The sequence below is a fragment of the Sulfurimonas sp. genome (genome assembly GCF_023229025.1).
In the GTDB taxonomy this organism is placed as follows: Bacteria; Campylobacterota; Campylobacteria; order Campylobacterales; family Sulfurimonadaceae; genus Sulfurimonas.
In genome coordinates this window covers 1-22,920 of the sequence record NZ_JALOAA010000022.1, presented here as the reverse complement: position 1 = coordinate 22,920, position 22,920 = coordinate 1, and the positions used below count along the sequence as shown (strand labels likewise).

Below are 22,920 nucleotides of genomic sequence, written 5' to 3'. Positions count from 1 at the left end.
CAATGGAGCAAAAAGTATTGAGTGTGATGTCAGAAGAGTTTACAAAAAACTATGACTTTTACAAAGATTATGATGATATGGTTATCCACAAAGAGACAGAACAAATCTTCAAAACCAACTTCATAAACGGTATGGTTCAGTTAGTACCTGTGAGCAATCAAACAGCGATGCAAAAGATAGAACAAGGGATGAGTGAGTTTGCAAAAGAGCTTAAAAGACAAGGGTTTTGAAACCGAGTAAAGAAAATGCCCTATATATATGTCAGTAAGGATTTGTTTAAGTGAGTAAGGAAAATGCCCTATACCTCTAAAGAGGTTATAAAAATCAAAGAATTTTTGTTGATTTTGAGTAAGGAAAAGGGCATATATATGAACGACAGTGAATAGTGTCTAAGGATTTTTTTTGAAAAGCCTTTTTTAACAAAAAATTTCTAACCTCTAATATCATCTATTTATCAAAAAAATATTCTCATAAATCAAATCTTAGCTATAAAACTTCATTAATCTTCAAAAAATAGTCAATTTAATAAAATATATAAGTTTGCTCCAAACTACTTGACATTAATTTTAAAACTTGTTAAACTTTCATCATATTTAAGTAAACATCAAACTAGAGGAGTGTAAAATGATAACTATTAAAAATGAGGAGTATCTAGTGAATGAGCTATATAAACTTTTAGATAACCTAAGAGGAAGAGTAGATACTCAAGAAGCTTTGGAATTTATATATATTTTAAAAGCATGGGAAAAACTCTCAAATGAGAAAAAAGTTGATGAAGAGATCTCTTTTGAAAATTTCTACAATCAAAAAGTAGAAGTAAAAAAATTAACAGTTATTTTTGAAAAGCTTTCAAAAATTATCAAGCTATTTGAACTTTATAGATTTAATACAAAGTTAGTTGATGATCAACTTCTTACAACTATACTTAGTTTTGTCAAAAATGTATCAAAGCTTCCAAATGTTAATGATATGTTTTATGACGATAAAGGCAAAATGTTTGATTATTCTGTTTCAAATCAAATTGCAGAACTTGGAGTAAAACTACTAGATGGCAAGAGCAAAGAGCTTTATGTGCCATTTACAAATGGCTTTGCATACTCATACTACACGGACAAACAAATCTATGCAGATTTTCAAATGTCTCAAGCAGTAATCATTGCAGAACTCATAAATATACTAGACAACGGTAATATCGAGTTTTGTTTAACAGATGCACTAAAAAATCCAATGTTTATAAACCCAAATGCTCCTCATATTCTAAAGCAATTTGACTCAGTTTTATCTTTCCCTCCTTTTAGACTCAAAGGAAAATTAGATAGTGATAATGACAAATTCCACAGGTTTAAAATCCATAAAGGTACAGTGTTAGATGTAGCTCATTTTGAACATGCCCTTGCTCAAACAAGTTCAAAAGCAGTTGTTTTGATGGCTACAGGATTTACATTTAGTGGTGGAGTTGAAGAGGCTTTTAGAAAGTACCTCATAGAGCAAAACTATCTTGAAACCATAATCCAGCTTCCGCCAAATCTTCATAGTGCCACATCTATAGAGACAGTGTTTTTTGTAATAAACAAACAAAAAAGTGATGATACGGTTCACTTTATCAACCTAAAAGATGATAGTTTCATCAAAAGAGATGGAAGAAGACTGATTTTAAAAGACTTAGATGTGATATTAGGCATCTATGAAAATAAAAAAGAGATTGAAAATATCTCTATAATCGCAACAAATGAAGAGATTATAAACAATAATTACTCACTAGCCATAGATAGATATGTAATCCCTAAAGAAGCAAAAGAGCTGCAAAAAACGCTTGAAAATTACAAGCTTATACAACTTGAAGATATAGCAGACATAAGAAGATCACAGCTGTTTAAAGACGAAGAAGAGGGAAAAGAGGTTTATGAGATCTCTCCATCTGATTTTAGCAAGGCTGGATATACTTTAGAGTGTGGAAAGATTAAACAGATAGGTTCTCAGTACAAAAGACTACAAACCTATAAATTAGAGCCATACGATGTCCTTCTAAGCACAAAAGGAACCATAGGCAAGGTTGCCATCATGGGAGAGATAAGTGAGGCTACAATCGCTTCTCAAGCTATACAGGTCATAAGAGTACAAGGCAATGACAAAAAAGATAAGGCTATCTCTTTGTATATGTTTTTTAAATCAAACCTTGGGCAGACAATCCTCTCTTCACTTGTAGCAGGTACGGCAATGCCTCAAATATCAACATCAGAGATAAAAAAACTCTCTGTTCCCATCTTAACAAAAGAGCAAGAAAAACAAACGGCATTAAACTTTAATAGTGAATTAAAAATGTATAATGAAATAGAAAAAATAAATGAAAATATTCAAGCAATCCATAGTAAATATTTAGAGGTAAAATAGATGAACCAAGCAGTACACAATAGATTAGTAAGTTTTATATGGTCAATCGCAGATGATTGTTTAAGAGATGTATATGTTAGAGGTAAATATAGAGATGTAATTCTTCCTATGGTAGTTTTAAGAAGACTAGATGCACTACTAGAGCCTACAAAAGAGGCGGTACTTGAAGAGCTAAAATTTCAGCGTGATGAAGCTGGATTTACTGAGCTTGATGATATGGGTCTAAGAGACTCTAGCGGATATGTATTTTACAACACAAGCAAATGGACACTTCAAAAGCTTTACGACACGGCAACAAACTCAGCTCAAATTCTTGAGGCAAACTTTACAGAATATCTAAATGGCTTTAGCTCAAATGTTATCGAGATAATAGACAAGTTTAAACTAAAAGCTCAGATAAAACACATGGCGGACAAAGATGTACTGCTTGATGTTTTGGAGAAGTTTACAAGCTCATATATAAACCTAACCGACAAAGAAGCTCTTGATCCAGACGGTAAAAAACTTCCACCGCTTACAAACCTTGGTATGGGTTATGTGTTTGAAGAGTTGATACGAAAGTTTAACGAAGATAACAATGAAGAAGCGGGAGAGCATTTTACACCTAGAGAAGTTGTAGATCTTATGACCCACATTATCTTTGACCCTATAAAAGATAATCTTTCATCTGTTATGACTATCTACGATCCAGCATGTGGAAGTGGAGGAATGCTTACAGAGTCTCAAAACTTCATCAAAGACGAAGAGGGAGAAATACGAGCAAGTGGAGATGTGTATCTGTATGGTAAAGAGATAAATGACGAAACATACGCCATTTGTAAATCAGATATGATGATCAAAGGAAACAACCCTGAAAACATCAAAAACGGCTCAACATTGGCAGTAGATGAGTTTAGCGGAAACAAGTTTGACTTTATGCTCTCAAATCCTCCTTATGGAAAATCATGGGCGAGTGAACAAAAGTACATAAAAGACGGTAAAGAGATAATAGACCCTCGTTTTATAGTAAGACTAAAAGATTACTGGGGCGAAGAGGCAGAAGCCGATGCCACTCCAAGAAGCAGTGATGGACAGCTACTCTTTTTGATGGAGATGGTAAACAAGATGAAACCTACATCTTCAAGTGCAATTGGAAGCCGTATAGCCTCAGTTCACAATGGTAGCTCGCTCTTTACAGGTGACGCAGGTGGTGGAGAGAGCAATATAAGAAGATATATCATAGAAAATGACTTGCTAGATGCTATCATCCAGCTACCAAACAACCTATTTTACAACACAGGTATCACCACATATATCTGGCTACTTTCAAACAACAAAGCCCAACATAGAAGAGGCAAAGTACAACTCATAGATGCAAATGACCTCTACAGCAAACTAAGAAAAAACCTTGGAGATAAAAACTGCGAGCTTGAAGCTAAACATATCTCAAAAATTATGGAAGTGTATAGCAGGTTTGAGGAATGTGAGAAGCAAGTAGATGGCAGAAAAATAGCCTCAAAGATTTTTGATAACAGTGATTTTGGATATTACAAAGTAAATATCGAGCGACCAAAAAGATTGAAATCTCAACTTAGAGATGAGCTAATAGAAACCTTGCGTTTTGACAAAACTTTAGAAGAGCCTATGAGATGGTGTTTGCAAGAGTTTGGCGATGAGTGCTATATAGACATAAGCAAACACAAAAAAGCGATAGAGGAACACATAGATAGAGAAGATATAAGTCTCAATGCAAAGCAGAAAAAAGCCCTCGCTTCAAAAGAGATTTGGGCAAAACATAAGATGCTTTTAGAGACTGCTTACATGTTAAAAGATAAAATCGGCACTGATGAGTATGATGATTTTAATATCTTCAAAGAGGATGTTGAAAAAATCCTAAAAGATGAGAAAATCAAACTCACCGCATCTGAAAAAAACGCCATCTTAAATGCCGTAAGCTGGTACGATGAAAACGCAGTAAAAGTGATAAAAAAAGTAAGTAAGATAAGTGGAGAGAAAAAAGAAAAACTTCTAGAGCATCTAGGGTGTGAAAAAGAACAACTTGCAGACTTTGGCTATTATAGAACTGATAAAAAAGATGAGTACATAGAGTATGAGAGCGATACAGATTTAAGAGACAGTGAAAATATCCCTCTAAAAGATGAGATTCATGAGTATTTTCTAAAAGAGGTAAAACCACATGTAGAAGAAGCTTGGATAAATATTGATAGTACAAAGATAGGATATGAGATAAGCTTTAACAAATACTTCTACACGCATAAACCGCTTAGAAGTTTGGAAGAAGTGGCAAAAGATATACTTGAACTTGAAGAGGCTTCTGAGGGTCTTATCAAAGAGATATTAGGGGTATAAGATGGGAAAGCTTGAAAAATATACATCTTATAAAGAGAGTGGTGTTGAATGGTTGGGGGAGATTCCTGAGCATTGGGAAATCAAAAAACTAAAATTTATTGCAAATAATAAAACTATAAAATCTGTTGAAAGCGATTTTAAAATAGCACTTGAAAATATTGAAAGCCAAACAACAAAATATATTGAAACTCAAGAGATTGTTTTTTCTGAAGCAGGGATAAATTTTAAAAAAGGTGATGTTTTATTTGGTAAATTACGGCCTTATCTTGCAAAAGTTTATTTAGCAGAAAAAGATGGACTTTGTGTAAATGAATTTTTGGTTTTAGAATCTAAAAAGATTAAGAGCATATTCTTAAAATATATGCTTGTTTCATATTTTTGTATAGAACATATAAATAGCTCTACTTATGGAACTAAAATGCCAAGAGCAAGTTGGAATTTCATTGGAAATTCATTAATTCCGCTTCCGTCACAAGACGAACAAACAAAAATAGCCTCTTTCCTTGATGAAAAAACAACTCAAATAGACAAAGCCATCAGCCAAAAAGAGAAGCTTATAGAGCTACTAAAAGGGCGTCGCCAGATAACCATCAATGAAGCGGTAACAAAAGGCTTGGCTAAAGATGTAGAGTTAAAAGATAGTGGTGTGGAGTGGATTGGAGAGATACCGAAGCATTGGGAAGTTAGTAAGTTAGGAACATGTTTAAAACCAATTTCAATCAAAAACAGACCTGATTTACCACTTTTGTCTGTTACCAGAGAACAAGGTGTGATATTAAGAGATGTAGATGATAAAGATTCTAATCATAACTTTATACCAGATGATTTAAGTGGTTATAAAATGGTTGAAAAAGGTCAATTTGCTATGAATAAAATGAAAGCATGGCAAGGTTCTTATGGAATATCGGATTATACAGGGATTGTCAGTCCAGCATATTACATCTTTGAACTAAATAGAATAGAACCACATTTTTTTCATAAAGCTATCAGAAGTAGCGTTTATGTTCCATTTTTTATTAAAGCTTCTGACGGTGTTAGAATTGGACAATGGGATTTATCAAAAAGCAGGATGAAAGAAATACCTTTTTATATTCCATCAACAAAAGACGAACAAATGAAAATCGTAGAATATATCGAAATCCAAACAGCAAAAATTGATAAAGCCATAGAGCTACAACAAAACTACATAGCAAAACTAAAAGAGTACAAAGCATCGCTTATTGATAGTGTAGTTACTGGAAAAGTGAGGGTATAAAATGTCTGAAGAAGTTGTAAATGAAAATATAAAGTTTTATCAAGGACTAGATGAATTATCAAAAAGCAAAAGTGATGTTGATAGCTTAAAGCTAATAAAACAAAAAATATTTGATTTGTCAAATATGAAAAATATACATTTTCTTTTTGGTTCAGGTACTAGTACAGGTACAAAAGAATTACCTGCTATTCCAACTATGAAAGATTTTATTGTAAAAATAGAAGCTAAATTAACAGATGAACCAAAACAAATTACTTTTAAAAAATTAAAAGACAACAATAATGAAAATTTAGAGGATGTACTCGGGATTTTGTATTCAAAGAGAGATTATCAACTTGGAATTAAAGAAGCAGACAAAGACACCGATGAACTAATTAAAGTTATAGAAGAAACAATATTTAAAGAAATTAATATTGACTTTTCTGCAGCATCATGTGAGGCAGTCGCTGATACATATAAAACTTTTTATCAAAAAGTGACTTACAGAAATAAAGATTTAAGTAGAGTGAATATTTTCACAACAAATAATGATTTGTTTAATGAACGAGTTTTGGATAATTTAAATATTAATTATAACAATGGATTTGGTGGTGGGTTAGAGCGATTTTTCAATCCTGCACGATTTGGATATACCTTTTCAAAAAAAATTGAAACTAGCATAGAAAAATACGAAGCTTTGGATAATATGATTTATCTTTATAAACTGCACGGCTCAATTAATTGGATTGAAAAAGAAGGAAACTCTCTTTTTAATATTCAAGAAATTAATATAAAACATACAGATAAAAAGCCATCCGAAAGTGTTTTAATTTATCCAAATCCTTTAAAGCAAAGCAAAAGTCTGACCTCTCCATATACTGATATTATAAGGGAATTTCAGAAAAAACTTTTACTTCAAAATAGTGTTCTTTTTGTCATAGGGTATAGTTTTAGTGATGACCATCTGAACAATATTATATATCAAGCTTTGTCGTCAAATTCATCTATCTCTATAGTTATTTTTGGCAATTACGATAAACCAATTTATAAGATTGATGACAAAAGAATTTATAAAATACATGGTGAAATTGAGAGTGAAAAGATTCATTATTTTAAATATATCGTAGATGAGTTTATTCCAAATCTAAATGAAAATAAAGATTCAAATATTTTGAAAGAATTTATGCAAAAACTATCAGAGACAAAAGAGAAAGAACTATGAAAATAGGGAAAATAATTTCGATAAATTTTAATCAATTTAAAGTCAAGATTTTTTCTGAAATTACAGGTGGATCTGTAAATATCAATGGAGAAATTTATTACTTTGGAAATATTGGGAGCTATTTAAAAACAGTAAATGCAATTGGTGAAAATATCATTTGTGAAGTTGTTTCTATATTTGATTCAGATTTATACAATGAACAAAAAGCATTTAATATTGATGGACATAGAGAACTGATGCTCAAGCCCATAGGAACAATAGATACAAATCAAAAATTTTCATTAGGTGTTGGGATATACCCAAGTCTTTACAGTGATGTTAATATTGTAAAAAACGATGATATGGAGAAAATATTAAGAACAGTTCAAAACTCCGACAACAATATACATAAAAGTTTTGATTTAGGTATTAGTAAAAATTTAATTAATTATCCAATCAGTATCTCAATAGATGATTTTTTTAATATTCACTCTGCTGTTTTGGGAAACTCAGGAAGTGGGAAATCAAATACTATCGCTCATATTTTACAAACAATATTAAAAAAAGAACAAAACTCCGCATTAGGCTCAAGAATTATTATATTTGATGTAAATGGAGAATATAAAAAAGCTTTTTCACCAAAAGAAAAAGAAGAAGAATTTTTTGATAGTAAAGTAAAAATTAAATTTCTAAAACCAAATATGAGTACACAGCAACTAAATGATGAAGGTTACGAGAGTTTTTTAATGCCTCACTTTTTAATGTCATTAGATGAATGGAGTGCTTTTTTATTAGCAACTGATGCAACTCAAAGACCATTTTGGGATAATGTTCTTCAAGAAACCTATAGATTTTATAAAATTGCAACCGCTAAAGACGAAGAGAGTAAAATTTTCATTAATTATTTACGACACAAGTTGTGTGAACTTTTATACAGTATATTAAGTCAAGCAGATACAGATACTTCAAGAATAACAACTGCTGGTGCTTCAATTTTAAAAATAAAACGAATTATTGATAGTGATATGATTTTAAAACAAAGATGTGAAGAAGAAGGTCTTTATAGAGATATAAATAATCTTAGTTCTAAATGTACAATTAATTATGGTGAGAATAAGAACCAATTAAGCAATGAGGTGCAAACAGTAAGTAAAAAAATTGATCTTGAAAGTGTTCAAAATGTTTTAGATAAAAGAATTCAGAATGGTGAATTTTTTGATTATAAATTTTTAAAAATATCTGCTGAAATAACTTTATTGGAAGAAGATGCTCGTGGCAATAGACAAATGAGAGGTTATACGGCAACAATGATGACACGGTTAGATTATTTTTTAGATAATCCTGATTGTGATTTTATGAGAAATATTCCTTCTGGTGTTACGAATCCAACAACATATTTAAACTATATTTGGGGTAAAGATGTAGATAAAAGACAATTAATTATCTTAGATACAAGCGAATTGGGTATTGATATTTTAGAAACTTTAACAAGTGTAGTTTCAAGACTAATTTTTTCACAAAGAAAAGAATTGATTGGAGATGAGAGAAGAAAAAATCCTGTTCATCTAATCTTGGATGAAGCACACAGATATATAAAAAAAGATTACAAATACTTATTAAGAGAAAATATTTTTGAGAGAATAGCTAGAGAGGGAAGAAAGTATTCATTGTATTTATTGATTTCATCTCAAAGACCATCCGAGTTGTCAGAAACGGTTCTATCTCAATGCTCTAATTTTATAATTCATAGAATACAAAATGAAGTTGACATGAGATATATAAATGCAGTTTTACCGTACTTTTCAGACGACTTTGTAAATAAAATAAAACAATCAATTCCAGGTGAAGCATTAATATTTGGCAATTGTGTTTCTATGCCTTTACATATAACGATTAATAAGTCTAATCCTGAACCAAATAGTAAAAATTGTATAATTTCTGATGAATGGTTTGGAGTTAAAATATGAGCGAAATCTTAATCTACCAAAACGAAGCAGGAAACATCAAAGTCGATGTGATGTTTGAAGATGGCTCAGTGTGGCTCTCTCAAGCTCAAATATGTGAAGTGTTTGGCAAAGCAAAATCAACCATAAGTGAGCATATAAAAGCTATATTTGAAGAGGGTGAGTTGATTAAAGATTCAGTTGTTCGGAATTACCGAACAACTGCAAATGATGGCAAAAAATATGATGTTGATTTTTACAACCTCGATATGATTATAGCCATAGGTTTTAGGGTGCGAACACCCACTGGTACAAAGTTTCGTATCTGGGCAAATGAGAGGTTAAAGGAGTACATTACAAAAGGTTTTGTTCTTAATGATGAGCGATTTAAAAACGGCAACTCTATGAGCTACTTTGATGAACTTCAACAAAGACTGCGAGACATCAGGCTTAGTGAGAAGTTTTTTTATCAAAAAATCAAAGATATCTATATGACAAGTATTGACTATGATGCTAAAGATGAAAAAACTATAGAGTTTTTTAAAGTGGTTCAAAACAAACTACTTTGGGCAGTGTCATCTCAAACAGCAGCAGAGCTTGTGCAAAATAGAGTAGATATATCTAAACCACTTTTAGGGATGAGTTCATTCGATAAAGAGGGTAAAAATGTCACCAAAAAAGATGTAAGTATTGCTAAAAATTATCTGAATGAAGATGAGATAAAACTCTTAGGGCTTTTGGTGGAACAATATCTTGCGTTTGCAGAAACAATGGCATCGCAAAAAACACCAATGTATATGAAAGATTGGATTGCAAGACTAGATATGATACTCTCTATCAATGGTAGGGAACTACTCGCTCACGCAGGAAAAATAAGCCACCAAATAGCAAAAGAGCGAAGTGAATTAGAGTATCAAAAATACAAAGAGATACAAAAAGAAGAGCAAAAAACACAAAGTATAAAAGAACTTGAAGAAGATATAAAGAGGTTAAAATGAGCAGTAAAACAAACGAAGAAGCGTTAGAGAGTAGTATTGAAAACTCCTTACTTGAGCAAGGTTTTATCAAGGGTGTAAATAGTGATTTTAACAAAGAGTATGCTCTTGATGAAAAACTATTTTTGGATTTTTTAGAGTCAACTCAATCAGATGAGCTAGACAAACTCCGTCGTGACCCTCAGTACAAACTTAAAGTGATACAAAGACTAGACAAGATGATAAAAAAGTACGGAGTGCTCAAGATACTTAAAAAAGGTCTTGATGTAGAAGATGCACACTTTACACTCTTTTATATAGCTCCTCTTAGCTCTAGTGCAGAGGAGACAAAAAAACGATTTGCCTCAAATCTCTTTAGTGTTACTAGACAAGTGACACATTCAACGGCAAATCCACTTCTTGAGATGGATATGGTTCTTTTTGTAAATGGTCTGCCAATAGTGACAATGGAGCTAAAAAATGGCTGGACTGGACAAAACGCTAGATTTCATGGAATAAAGCAATATAAAGAAGATAGAGATCCAAGAGAACCACTACTCAACTTTGCAAGGTGTATAGTTCACTTCACTATAGATACCGATGAAGCCTATATGACAACAAAGCTTGATGGGGCTAAAACTTTTTTCTTGCCGTTTAACAAAGGAAATAACCACGGAGCTGGAAACCCACCAAATCCAAACGGACATAAAACGGCATACATCTGGGAAGAGATTTTTACAAGAGATTCTTTAGCAAACATCATCCAGCATTTTGTAAGACTTGATGGCAAAGAGAGCGATAAGTTAAGCTCAAGAACACTTTTCTTCCCTAGATACCATCAGCTAAATGTGGTAAGAAAACTCATAAATGATGTCAGTATCAACGGCGTTGGTAAGACTTACCTTATCCAGCATAGTGCAGGTAGTGGAAAGTCCAATTCTATCACATGGAGTGCATACCAGCTTATAGAAGCGTATTATCAAGATGAAGAGAGACCACTTTTTAATAGTGTGATTATTGTTACAGATAGAAAGCTACTAGATAAACAACTTCGTGATAATGTAAAAAGCTTTAGTGAACAAAAAAATATCGTAGCTCCAGCATACAGTTCTAGCGAGCTTAAAAGCAATCTTGAAAATGGTAAAAAGATTATCTTGACTACTATTCAAAAGTTTCCGTTTATCGTGGATGGGATAAGCGATCTTAGTGACAAAAGATTTGCAGTTATCATCGATGAAGCTCACTCTAGTCAGAGTGGATCAGCCCATGGAAAAATGAACGAAGCGATGGGCAAAAAAGAGTTTGATGAAGAGATGGATGCTCAAGATATTGTGCTTGAGATAATGAAAAGCAGAAAGATGAAAGGCAATGCCTCATATCTTGCATTTACGGCAACGCCAAAAAATACAACTCTTGAAAAATTTGGTACAAAACAAGAAGACGGCAGCTATATACCTTTTCATCTATACTCTATGAAACAAGCTATAGAAGAGGGATTTATCCTCGATGTACTTTCAAACTACACCACTTACAAGAGCTATTATGAGATAGCAAAATCGATAGAAGATAATCCACTCTTTGAAACAGCAAAAGCTCAAAAAATCTTGCGAAGTTTCGTGGAGAAGAATCCATCTACCATAGCTACAAAAGTGGAGATAATGCTTGATCACTTCAGCAACAATGTGGTAAAGACTAAAAAGCTAAAAGGTAAAGCCAAAGGTATGGTAGTAACGGCAAATATAGAAACAGCCATAGCTTACTATCAAGCTATCACTAAAAAGCTTGATGAACTTGGCAATCCTTTTAAAGCGGTTATTGCATTTTCTGGTAAGAAAGAGGTAAAAGGGATTGAGTACACAGAAGATAGCATCAACGGCTTTACCTCAAAAGATATAAGTGAGAAGTTCGACACAGACGAGTATAGGCTACTTGTAGTTGCAAATAAGTTTTTAACAGGGTTTGACCAACCAAAACTTTGTGCAATGTATGTAGATAAAAAACTTCAAGGTGTACTAGCAGTTCAGGCACTCTCTCGTCTAAATCGTTCAGCCCCAAAATATGGTAAAAAAACAGAAGATTTGTTTGTACTGGATTTTTTCAATAGAGTTGAAGATATAAAGGCTTCGTTTGACCCTTTTTACACCTCTACATCTCTAAAAGAAGAGACAGATATAAATGTACTGCATGAACTCAAAAGTACACTTGATGACACTGGTATATATGAGCAAAGTGAAGTGGATGATTTCTTTGAAAAATATTTTAGAGGCGTAGATGCAAGTGAACTCTCTATCATCATAGATGTAGCAGCACAAAGATTTAACCAAGAGCTTGAACTAGAAGATGATGATAAAGCCGACTATAAGATAAAAGCAAAGCAATTTGTGAAGATTTATGGACAAATGGCTTCCATCATGCCATATGAAATTATTGGATGGGAAAAGCTTTTTTGGTTCTTGAAATTTTTGATACCTAAGATGATAATCAAAGATAAAAACAAAGATCTACTTGATGAACTTTTAGATGCCGTAGATCTTTCAACTTATGGGCTAGAGAGAGTGAAACTGAGTACAACAATAGGTTTAGATGACAGTGCGACTGAACTTGAACCACAAAACGCCAATCCTAGAGGTGCTCATGGAGGAGATAGTGAGAAAGACCCACTTGATGAAATCATAAAATATTTCAATGAAAAGTGGTTTCATGGATGGGAAGCTACTCCAGAAGAGCAAAAAGCAAAATTCATTCATATCATGGATAGAGTAAAAACGCATAATGACTATGAGTCAAAATATGAGAAAAACTATGATGAGTTTACTAGAAAACTAGCTCTTGAGAAGATGATAAGTGAAGTTATGAATAAAGAGAGAAGAAAAGAGCTGGAACTCTATAAACTTTTTGCAGGAGATGAAGCATTTAGAGTTGGCTTGGTAGAGAATTTGGAAAGAGCATTGAATATTAGTGCTCATAGTTAATTAAATGAGATAATAGATATGTTTTAAATGACTTTTCTGAGACATAACTATAGTGAATATTTTCAATTTTTTTTAAAATTATTAATTATATTTTGTCCCAACTATTGATTTTATGTCCCAAATAAGATATAATATATTTTTTGAAAGGGAATTAAAATGAAGAAAAAAAATGTATTAAACTTAATAAAATATCACGCAGAAAAAAATGAAGATGCTTTTAGAAATGAAGCATATGAAATTGCAAAATTTTTTGATAGAAGCAATGATTATCAGCTTTCTGAATATATTATGGCTTTATTATCAGATACAAATACTTTTTCCCCTCAAATAGATACAAATGAAAATATATTTGTTAAGAGAATTGAAACATCGAATAATCCATTACCATTACCAAATTCAATCAAAGATAATATATTAGGTTTGATAAATGCTATCGGACATAACGCTGGAGTAAATAAATTCTTATTTGAAGGTCCTCCTGGTACAGGTAAAACTGAAACAGCTAAACAAATTGCAAGAATACTTGAACGAGAATTATTTATAGTAGATTTTGACTCCGTTATAGACAGTAAACTGGGACAAACTTCTAAAAATATATCCTTACTTTTCAAAGAGATTTCTTCAGTTGCAAATCCAGATAAAGTTATTATTCTTTTTGATGAGATAGATTCTATAGCGATTGATAGAATTAATTCAAATGATTTAAGGGAAATGGGCAGAGCAACTTCTTCTGTTTTAAAGGGATTAGACAGCTTAAATAATAATATTGTCTTAATCGCAACTACTAATTTATACAAAGCATTTGATAAGGCATTATCAAGAAGATTTGATGCTATTATTGATTTTAGCAATTATACAAAACAAGATCTTATTGAAGTTGGTGAAGCAATTTTAAATGATATGTTGCAGAAATTTAAATTTACGGGAAGAAATATCAGATTGTTTAAAAAAATACTTGAAAGCATGGATGTAATACCATATCCTGGAGAACTTAAAAATCTTATAAAGACTTCGATAGCATTTAGTGATCCTAGTAATGAATATGATTATTTAAAAAAACTATATATTAATGTTACTAAAGCTGATGAAAGTATGGATTTAAAATACATGCAAAATAAAGGCTTTACTGTTAGAGAAATTGAAATTTTGACAGGAATATCAAAAAGTCAAGTTTCTAGAGAGTTAAAGGAGTAACATTGAATAACCTATTACAATTAAAAGGAAGATTTGAACAAGCATCTAGATCGACAGATGGATTTGGTGCACCTAATTTACCTGCAGGTCAATCTGTAAATGTATCAAAATTACAAGATTTACTGAAAAACTTAAAAGAGCTTAGAGAGTATTGGAAAGGTCAAAATCTCCTCCCTGGAGCACTTATTTCAGTGTACTATATTAAAGTTGCAGCTAAAAGCAATAGGATACAAGCTCTTTTAGGAAACAATTCAAATAAACCTAATAATTCTATAGTAGGTGCAAAATTTTCACTTGATGCCTCTCCCAAGCACATTATCACACATTACATATCACAAGATATTTTAAATGAATCGATACAAAAATTAACCCATAGTATTAATATTTTAAATCAACAGTTTGATGGAGAAATTGACTGTGATACAATTGATAAAATAAATAAAAAAAAGATTCCTTATACTCATAAAACAATTTTCAAAACAAATTTTCTTAATGTCGTTAGAGATGCATATTATGTTGAAAAGTTTGATATATCTATTGAAGATGCAATGTTTGAACAAAATGCAATTATTACTATATATAAAACAGATGTCAAAACAACACAACTTTTGAAAAAAATAGGAATAAGTATTCTCTCTAACCGTATCATGGATGAAACAACTATTTTATTGAGACCTGATGAACTAGAAATCTTAAAGACAAAAGCTCCGTTTTTAATATCTATGGCAGTTAGTGATTTATCTGAAATTACAAAAGATGATTTTCAATTTATTGATGATGGCATTATCACTATCGACTCTCCCAAAAATGAGCCAATAATTGGAGTGATTGATACACTTTTTGATGAAAGAGTATATTTTTCAGAATGGGTTGAATATACTAATATGCTATCTAGTGATATACCTGTATCTGAAAGTGATAAAGAACACGGTACAGCAGTTTCTTCTATAATTGTAGATGGACCAACTTTTAATTCTCATTTAGATGATGGATGTGGTAGATTTAGAGTTAGACATTTTGGAGTAGCTAGTGGTAATAGTTTTAACTCATTTACTATATTAAGAAATATTAGCGAAATAGTAGCTGCAAATAAAGATATTAAAGTATGGAATTTATCTTTAGGTTCAAAACTCGATATAAATCCTAATTTTATATCTCCTGAAGCAGCTATTCTAGATAAGATTCAATTTGATAATGATGTCATATTTGTTATAGCTGGAACAAATTTATCTTCTGGAGAAACTGTAATCAAACCTATTGGAGCACCTGCTGATTCAATAAATTCCATAGTCGTAAATTCTGTAGATAAAGATAATAAACCTTCTTCTTATAGTAGAAAAGGGCCTGTATTGTCATTTTTTATTAAGCCTGATATTAGTTATTATGGTGGTGATTTAAAAAATCCAATGAAAGTTTGCACTCCAAATGGAGAAGCTCTTGTAAAAGGAACTTCATTTGCAGCTCCATGGATTTCTAGAAAACTATCATATTTGATCAATGTCCTAGGATTAAGTAGAGAAATTGCTAAAGCACTGCTTGTTCACTCTGCTACCACTTGGGATAAACAACAAAGTGATCCAACGCTTGTAGGACATGGAGTTGTTCCTATATACATCAAGGATATTGTGCATAGTCAGGATGACGAAATACAATTTGTTATACAAGGTATTTCTGAAAAATATGATACATACAATTATAATATACCAGTTCCTATAGTTAAGGATAAACATCCTTTTATTGCAAAGGCTACACTTTGTTATTTCCCTGCATCTTCAAGAAACCAAGGGGTTGATTACACTAATACAGAACTTGATATAAAATTTGGTAGATTAAACGATAAGAATGTTATTCAATCAGTTAATAAAAATCGCCAAACAGAAGAATTTAATCATCATACATATGAAGAGGATGCTCGTAAATCTTTTAGAAAATGGGATAATGTAAAACATATACGAGATTTTTTTACTGGAAAAAATAGAGAGTTGAAGGCTTACGATAATCATTTGTGGGGTCTAAGTCTTAAAACAAAAGAACGGCTTGATGAAAGACATGGAGATGGACTTAAATTCGGTATAGTGATAACATTAAAAGAGATCAAGGGGGTTAATAGAATTGAAACATTTATTCAAAATGCTCAACTTAGGGGTTGGCTAGTAAATCAAATAGATGTGGAGAATAGAATTGATATATTCAATATTGCAGAAGAAGAAATTGAATTTGAATAGTTTATTCAAAATTGACTGTTTTTAAATTTATTGAAGGGAGGTAAAATAGTATGGGATTAAAACCAGGACCAAAGCCTGTTGCAAAATCAACTGGCAAACTAGACCAACGGCGTAGAGATAATAAAAGTACTCCAGGTAATAAGCCAAGCTTAAAACCATCAAAGAGCTCAAAAAAATAATATGGCAATTTGTAATATTTTTGAAGCACTTTTAAAAAAGTTTGTAAAATTACTTAATTTTATGCTGGGATAATGTTCTCAATGGAAATTAAATACAAGGAGTTGATAGGGAATAAAGACAAGATTTAAGATAAATACACAGATGATATATGGTTATAAGCGTATAACCTGACGGCAATCAGGTTATTTGGTTACGCTATGCGTATAAATTAAGTGTTATCAAGCTAATAAGTTTAAAACAATTAATCTATAATGTTTTTGATCAAGCAAATTATAGTTGATTACATATTATATAAATATAAAACGATTGTATAGTCAATATACTTTTTTTAAGCTCATTACTCTTTGTAACACTATTTAGCTAGAAAGGATAATATATTGGCTAATGAAGTTACGAGATATATAAAAAAAGAAGTCGAAAGAGAACTTTGGGCAAGAAGTGCTGGCAGATGCCAGTTTGAAGGTTGTAATAAAATTTTATTCAAATCTTCAATTACGCAAGAAAGAGTAAATATCGCACAAAAAGCTCATATATACTCTTTTTCAGAAGAAGGTCCTAGAGGATGGGGTCCATTCGTTTTTAATAAAGATGCGTTAAATGAAACAGATAATTTAATGCTAATGTGTCATGAATGTCATGTGAAAATTGATAGAAATGAATCTAAATATCCTGCAAAAATGCTCCAAGAATGGAAGCAAAAACACGAACAAAGAATTAATGTTGTTACAGGTATTGAAACAAGTAAACAATCGCATGTAGTGTTTTATGGTGCTAATATAAGTGATCAAAAATCACTAATACAAAAAAATGAAGCAATTGCTGCGATGTTTCCAGATAAATACCCCACAAATGAAAACCCTATACTCTTATCTATGCAATCTGAATTGAAAGATAATGATAAAGATTTTTGGAATATTGAACTAAAACATTTAGAAGCAATATTTACGAAATATATTGAACCTAAAATTGAAGAAAAAGATTCTGGAGATTTTTCAATATTTGCTATGGCTCCAATGCCTTTATTAATAAAGCTTGGTAGTTTATTTACAGATAAAATATCAGTAGATACATATCAACCAATTAGAGAACCAAAAACTTGGCGATGGCAAGAAGAGCCTAAAGATTTTGAGTTTGTTGTAACAAATGATGAAGAGTATGAAAAAGAGCCTGTTCTCATTCTCTCATTAAGTGGAAAAATCTCAAGAGATAGAATTTATGAAGTTACAGGTCAAGATGTAAATATATGGGAAATCACAGCTCCTAAGAGCTTTTTACATAATGATTTTATGAGGTCAAAAGCACAACTCTCATTATTTCGTCAAGAGATTAGAAAACTCATGGTTCAAATAAATGATAAACATTCAAAAAAACCGTTAAAAATTTTTCCTGCAATGCCAATATCGTGTGCAATTGAATTAGGAAGAGTACGAATGCCAAAATCAGATATGCAGTGGATCATTTATGATCAAAATAACAAAGCTGATAAATTTATTGAAGCTATAACTATTGGAGAAGCCAAATGACAAAACAACAAGAGACACTAATTTTAGAAAATATTGTAGAGCTATTAGAGCTACCTGATACTGCTTATAAAAAAGCAAAAGAGAGATATGAAGACCTAGGTGAATGGTTCGGGAGAGATGAGTCACTATTTAAAGATAACGATGTACATGTATTCCCGCAAGGTTCATTTAGACTCGGAACAGCTATAAGGCCTCTTAACAATAATGAAGAGTATGATTTGGATTTAGCTTGTAATATAAGAGATGGTATTTCAAAAAGTACACACAGCCAAAAAGATTTAAAAGAGCTTGTTGGGAAAGAACTTGAATCTTACAGAAATACTAGAGGAATCAAATCAAAAAAAGATGAAAAGAGAAGATGCTGGAGACTTGAATATCAAGACTCACTAAGCTTCCATATAGATGTTGTTCCCTGTATTCCTCTTGATGAATCAATATCAAATTTGATTTATAAGGATATCTATGGAAACTATGTATCTGATGAAAACTTGTCTAGGAAAATTTCGAGCAAGTCTGTTTCAATAACTGATACTGATAAAAAAAACTATCCAAAAATTGATAGTGATTGGAATATTAGCAATCCAGAGGGATATGCGTTATGGTTTGAAGCAATGATGCAAAAAAATCAAGCTACACGATTGTTAATGGAAAAGGCTCAAGTTGATAAACTGCCAAGTTTTAATCAAAAAACAATTTTGCAAAGAGCTGTTCAGTTGTTAAAAAGACATCGAGATAATATGTTTAAGGATAACGATGACTCAAAACCAATTTCAGTTATTATCACAACTCTTGCAGGGCGAGCATACAATGGGGAAGAAAATTTAGTAGATGCCTTAAAAAATATTCTTGATAATATGGATAAGTATATAAATAAAAGTGGTAAAAAAGTACCTAATCCAACGCATCCAGAAGAAGATTTTGCAGATAAATGGGATGATGCATCATATACTCATTTAAAATTGGAAGAGAATTTTTACCTTTGGTTAAAGTCTGCAAGAAGAGATTTTGCTTCAATGACTGGAAGTGATAATGGTGGATTTGATTCTGATTTAATATCTGAAAAAATGAGCTTATCATTAAACTCTATCGATAAAATAGGAACAATGTTAGGTTTAGCTGCTAGTTCAGCTTTTTCAAATAATTATCATATTAAAAAAGAAGATACTGCTAGTCCATGGAGAAAATCTTAGATGAGTTTAATAAGTAAAATTAAGCTGGAAGATTTTTTAGATAAACATAGATCTATGTCTATTAAGCCGTCAAAAAATGATGGCTTAATAGTTGAGGGCAAATTATATTTTACTGCTAAAACTGATGGATACAGAGAGGTTAAAGACTTTTATAAAATACGAATTAAAATTGCAAATAATTTTCTGTCTGCTATCCCAGAAGTTGAAGAAATAGGAAACAAAATTCCTCGTGAGGAAGAATATCATATCAATCCAGACAACACTTTATGCTTGGGTTCATCGCTAAGATTATTGCAGTTATTGAGTAAAGATCCAACCCTTGAAGGTTTTATAAAATATTGTTTAGTTCCATATTTATATGGAGTTTCATTAAAAATACAAGATGGTGAAAAGTTAGTTTTTGGTGAGTTGGCACATGGCGAAAAAGGCATCATAGATGAATATGAAAAGATCTTTGCTATTAAGGGAAAAGATTCTATTAAGCAGGTAATAAAAATGCTTTCTATGAAAAAAAGAGTAGCAAATAAACAGCCATGCTCTTGTGGATGTAAAAACCGACTTGGAAAATGCAGCCAAAAGTTGAATGTCAAAATTAATCAATTTAGACATTTTGCTGCAAGATATTGGTACAAAAATTATGGAGAAGAAACTTTCACGGAGGCATAGAAGTGTCTCCTTATTTCTCCAAAATCATTCAATTATGAATATAAGTGAAAGAGATATAAAAGGAGAAATTCAATGACAAGTAAAGTAAGTGTATTAGATATATACAGATCAGAGATTGAGGAGTTTGTAAAAACTGGTGCTAGTTTAAGAAGTATTTGGAAAATATTAAGTTCTAAAATGCCAAGTGATGTACAAATATCATATAATGGATTTTACAGGTACTGTAAACGAAAAGGGCTAAAATAGCCCTTTAAATTAATATGTTAGTTTATTTAAAAAATCAAGATTTTCTTTGAGAATATTTATTGATTTCGAAGCATTTTCTAAAACAAGACTTATTTCATTGTCTGATAAATTTTCAACTATTGAAATTAACTTCTTTTTATCAAAAACGGTAAAACCATGCCCTAAGTTTTCAAATGATAACAAATCAAAACTGTTTATTTTTTCAATTAAATACTCTTTATCATTGCTATTATTGGCTGTATCATCTTTTGCAATATGTACTAAAATCTTATACAAAAATAAGATAATTCTTTGCGTTTTAGGAAAAATAATATCTGCTAATTTTTCAAAAAAAGATTCTTTTGTAGTTGATAATTTTAAAAATAGTTTTTGAAGAGTAAATTGTTTTAGATAATCAGCAACTTCTGTTTCATTTTGAGAAATTGCAATAGCATTATTGAGTGCAATAATTGATGGACTTTCAATGTTTTCAATACTTTGTGTGTTTTTTGTGCCAAAAATATAATTGAGATCTATATTGTTTTTTTTAGCATATTCAATTATAGGTTCAAATTGTAATGAGTTTCTTTGCAACCATCCCCTTAATGTATTGTAATTTATTTCAAGTAAATCAGCTAAATCTTTATCATTTTGAATTTTTTCAATTTGCTTTATTCTATATAAAACATCTTTTGCATCCATTTTAAACTCCTTTTCCTTGTTGTGTATTATACATAAATTAATCTAATGTTTACTTTTAAAACATTATCAGATTAGTTTTGAAGTTGAAATGTTCACTATTATATTGACAAATGTTTTATTATTTGGCATAATTTGTTTTAAAGTGTATCACTTAATGTTTTATATTTAAACAAAGGAGTTTGTTGTGATTTCAAAAGAACTTTATCCTTTGCTTTTTGCAAAGAGGTGGACAGATCCAATTGCTTTTGTAGAAGATGTTGCATCAAAGATTGAAAATCCTTTTTGGGGTAGTGGCGGTGCTGCACGAGAGTATGCAAAAGAGATTTTAAAAATTGACAATCAATGGCAATGGTTATCATATAGGGTGGATGATTTTGCATCTTTGGTAGAGAACAATATGCGATTAAAGTTAAATAAATGGCTTTTTAGAGCTTTACTTGGGTGTGGAGGATTGGCTTCAAGGATTTGTTCTACGGAAGAAGCTACTAAGTGGCTTATGGATAGATATATCTCAGAGCTTAAAAATCTTTTTGATAGAAGATACAAAAATTATATTGATCTAAATAATACGGTAGTAACAAGATATGACGAGGAGATGAGAATTGAGGAAGAAGATGGATTTGAGTGTAGATAAAATAAAACAAGAACTAGCTTCTATAAAAGCACTTAAAAAAGAGATGAATGATTTAAGAGCATTATTGCTTGATGAATATATCACTCAGGATGCAGAAAATGTAATTAGAAGTGAAATAACTAAACTAGAAAGTGAACTTTCTAAACATAAAGTACAGCAACTAGGGGAGATTGATCAAAATTTTCTGAACTCAATCAACATTACAAGGGTAGAGGCCATTGATCTTGAAGATAAAACATTGGTATATCTTTACGATAACTTGATTGTTAAAGCAGAAATAACACTAATTGCTGCAAAACCAAGCAGTGGCAAAAGCTTGACCACAATGGCTTTATCAAATATGTCTTTACAGAACAATATTAGCTATGTTTTTTATTTTGACTTAGATAATTCTCCGACAACACTCAAAAAAAGAGGCATTGACAAGATAGAGAAAAGATGGGGTGAGAGGTTTCAATATCATTCTCCTATAAAAAAGAAAAATGGAAGAGTTGTAAAAAAAGAGGATATTTGGAATGTTATTACAAAACTAAAAACGAGAAATCTACAAAACATCTTGATTGTTTTTGATAGTGCTAAAAATTTTCTAAAAGCTGGAGCAGACAGGGATAAAAACAAAGATGTTTCTCCTTTAATGGATTTTTTTAGAGTCCTACGAGATCTTGGTGCTACGGTGATACTTCTGCATCACACAAACAAGCCAAATAAAGACTTAGGAGAACTAACCTATGCTGGTAGTTCTGCTTGGGAAGAAGATAGCTCAAATGCTTTTTTATTGAGTTATAACGACTACAAAAAAACTTTTATTTTCACACCATTTAAAAATAGAATTGGAGATATTGAAGAGATAGCTTTTGTTTATAAGGAAGAAAATCACTCTTTATCTCAAGTTGAAGTGGAGTGGGCGAAAGAAACACAAGTAGATGAAGTCATTAAAGATGAAATAATAGAGTTTATTAAAACATCACACCAAAAACCTATCTACAGCCAAATAATGAAATATATGCAAGAGATGGGCTTTACAAACAAGGATAAAGTTAATGCAATAGTTCAAGCTGGAAAAAACAAATACTGGAAAACTACAAAGATTGCAGAGAAAAATTTCAAAGATGTTTATGAACTCATGGAGAGTGATACTCGGATAAGTCAGATAAGTCCTTTTAGTTCAGATAAGTCTGTTTTTAGGGGTATTAAGGGAAATGAGTTCTTGCCAGATAAGTCCTTTGATACTTCGGATAAGTCATCAAATATGAATATAGATAGAAAGATAGTTTAGGAGGAAAATATGTCGGAAATTTCAGAAAATGTTTTAAAACT

At 31.3% G+C, this 22,920-nt stretch carries 17 protein-coding genes; 16 read left to right on the top strand and 1 reads right to left on the bottom strand.

Translation table 11 applies throughout. From position 1 onward, the window contains the following. Positions 1-2: 2 nt before the first annotated feature. From M0Q20_RS06820 to M0Q20_RS06755, 14 genes are all read left to right on the top strand, one after another. A complete protein-coding gene (locus tag M0Q20_RS06820; RefSeq protein WP_295059695.1) occupies positions 3-230 on the top strand; it encodes a hypothetical protein in 228 nt (75 codons plus the stop codon). A 394-nt stretch (positions 231-624) separates the two neighbouring features. Next, positions 625-2,391, top strand: a complete 1,767-nt coding sequence (locus tag M0Q20_RS06815) for an N-6 DNA methylase (RefSeq protein WP_295059692.1) — start codon at positions 625-627, stop codon at positions 2,389-2,391. After that, a complete protein-coding gene (locus M0Q20_RS06810) occupies positions 2,392-4,740 on the top strand; it encodes a class I SAM-dependent DNA methyltransferase (RefSeq protein ID WP_295059689.1) in 2,349 nt (782 codons plus the stop codon). Position 4,741: 1 nt separating this feature from the next. Then, positions 4,742-5,995: a restriction endonuclease subunit S gene (locus M0Q20_RS06805; RefSeq protein ID WP_295059686.1), complete on the top strand. Its 1,254-nt coding sequence runs from the start codon at positions 4,742-4,744 to the stop codon at positions 5,993-5,995. 1 nt (position 5,996) lies between these two features. Further along, a complete protein-coding gene (locus M0Q20_RS06800; protein ID WP_295059683.1) occupies positions 5,997-7,196 on the top strand; it encodes an SIR2 family protein in 1,200 nt (399 codons plus the stop codon). Further along, positions 7,193-9,142, top strand: a complete 1,950-nt coding sequence (locus M0Q20_RS06795) for an ATP-binding protein (RefSeq protein ID WP_295059680.1) — start codon at positions 7,193-7,195, stop codon at positions 9,140-9,142. Before M0Q20_RS06800 ends, M0Q20_RS06795 begins: the two co-directional genes overlap by 4 nt. After that, positions 9,139-10,116 (top strand): RhuM family protein, encoded by a 978-nt coding sequence (gene rhuM / locus M0Q20_RS06790; RefSeq protein WP_295059677.1) that lies wholly within the window; start codon positions 9,139-9,141, stop codon positions 10,114-10,116. The genes M0Q20_RS06795 and rhuM overlap by 4 nt, the downstream gene beginning before the upstream one ends. Continuing rightward, on the top strand, positions 10,113-13,064 hold the full coding sequence (locus M0Q20_RS06785) for a DEAD/DEAH box helicase family protein (RefSeq protein WP_295059674.1): 2,952 nt from the start codon (positions 10,113-10,115) through the stop codon (positions 13,062-13,064). The genes rhuM and M0Q20_RS06785 overlap by 4 nt, the downstream gene beginning before the upstream one ends. A gap of 156 nt (positions 13,065-13,220) precedes the next feature. After that, positions 13,221-14,258, top strand: coding sequence for an ATP-binding protein (locus M0Q20_RS06780; protein ID WP_295059672.1), 1,038 nt, complete (start codon positions 13,221-13,223; stop codon positions 14,256-14,258). 2 nt (positions 14,259-14,260) lie between these two features. Next, entirely contained in the window at positions 14,261-16,483 is a 2,223-nt protein-coding gene (locus tag M0Q20_RS06775) for a S8 family peptidase (protein WP_295059669.1), read from the top strand. Positions 16,484-17,040: 557 nt separating this feature from the next. After that, positions 17,041-18,186 (top strand): SAVED domain-containing protein, encoded by a 1,146-nt coding sequence (locus M0Q20_RS06770; RefSeq protein ID WP_295059666.1) that lies wholly within the window; start codon positions 17,041-17,043, stop codon positions 18,184-18,186. Beyond that, positions 18,183-19,376 carry a nucleotidyltransferase gene (locus M0Q20_RS06765; protein ID WP_295059663.1) on the top strand — a complete coding sequence of 398 codons (1,194 nt, stop codon included), beginning with the start codon at positions 18,183-18,185 and terminating at the stop codon, positions 19,374-19,376. Before M0Q20_RS06770 ends, M0Q20_RS06765 begins: the two co-directional genes overlap by 4 nt. After that, positions 19,377-20,042 carry a hypothetical protein gene (locus M0Q20_RS06760; protein WP_295059660.1) on the top strand — a complete coding sequence of 222 codons (666 nt, stop codon included), beginning with the start codon at positions 19,377-19,379 and terminating at the stop codon, positions 20,040-20,042. A gap of 72 nt (positions 20,043-20,114) precedes the next feature. After that, the gene (locus tag M0Q20_RS06755) at positions 20,115-20,288 is read left to right on the top strand and encodes a TraK family protein (protein WP_295059657.1); all 174 of its coding nucleotides are present in this window, start codon (positions 20,115-20,117) and stop codon (positions 20,286-20,288) included. A 9-nt stretch (positions 20,289-20,297) separates the two neighbouring features. Here M0Q20_RS06755 and M0Q20_RS06750 read toward each other — a convergent pair whose 3' ends face one another. Further along, complete coding sequence (locus tag M0Q20_RS06750) at positions 20,298-20,969, bottom strand: helix-turn-helix domain-containing protein (RefSeq protein ID WP_295059654.1); 672 nt, start codon at positions 20,967-20,969, stop codon at positions 20,298-20,300. A gap of 184 nt (positions 20,970-21,153) precedes the next feature. On the opposite strand from M0Q20_RS06750, the gene M0Q20_RS06745 reads away from it, so the two are divergent. Together M0Q20_RS06745 and M0Q20_RS06740 are read left to right on the top strand one after the other, a co-directional pair. Beyond that, complete coding sequence (locus tag M0Q20_RS06745; protein WP_295059651.1) at positions 21,154-21,603, top strand: hypothetical protein; 450 nt, start codon at positions 21,154-21,156, stop codon at positions 21,601-21,603. Further along, positions 21,584-22,879 carry an AAA family ATPase gene (locus tag M0Q20_RS06740; protein ID WP_295059649.1) on the top strand — a complete coding sequence of 432 codons (1,296 nt, stop codon included), beginning with the start codon at positions 21,584-21,586 and terminating at the stop codon, positions 22,877-22,879. The genes M0Q20_RS06745 and M0Q20_RS06740 overlap by 20 nt, the downstream gene beginning before the upstream one ends. Positions 22,880-22,920 lie beyond the last annotated feature (41 nt).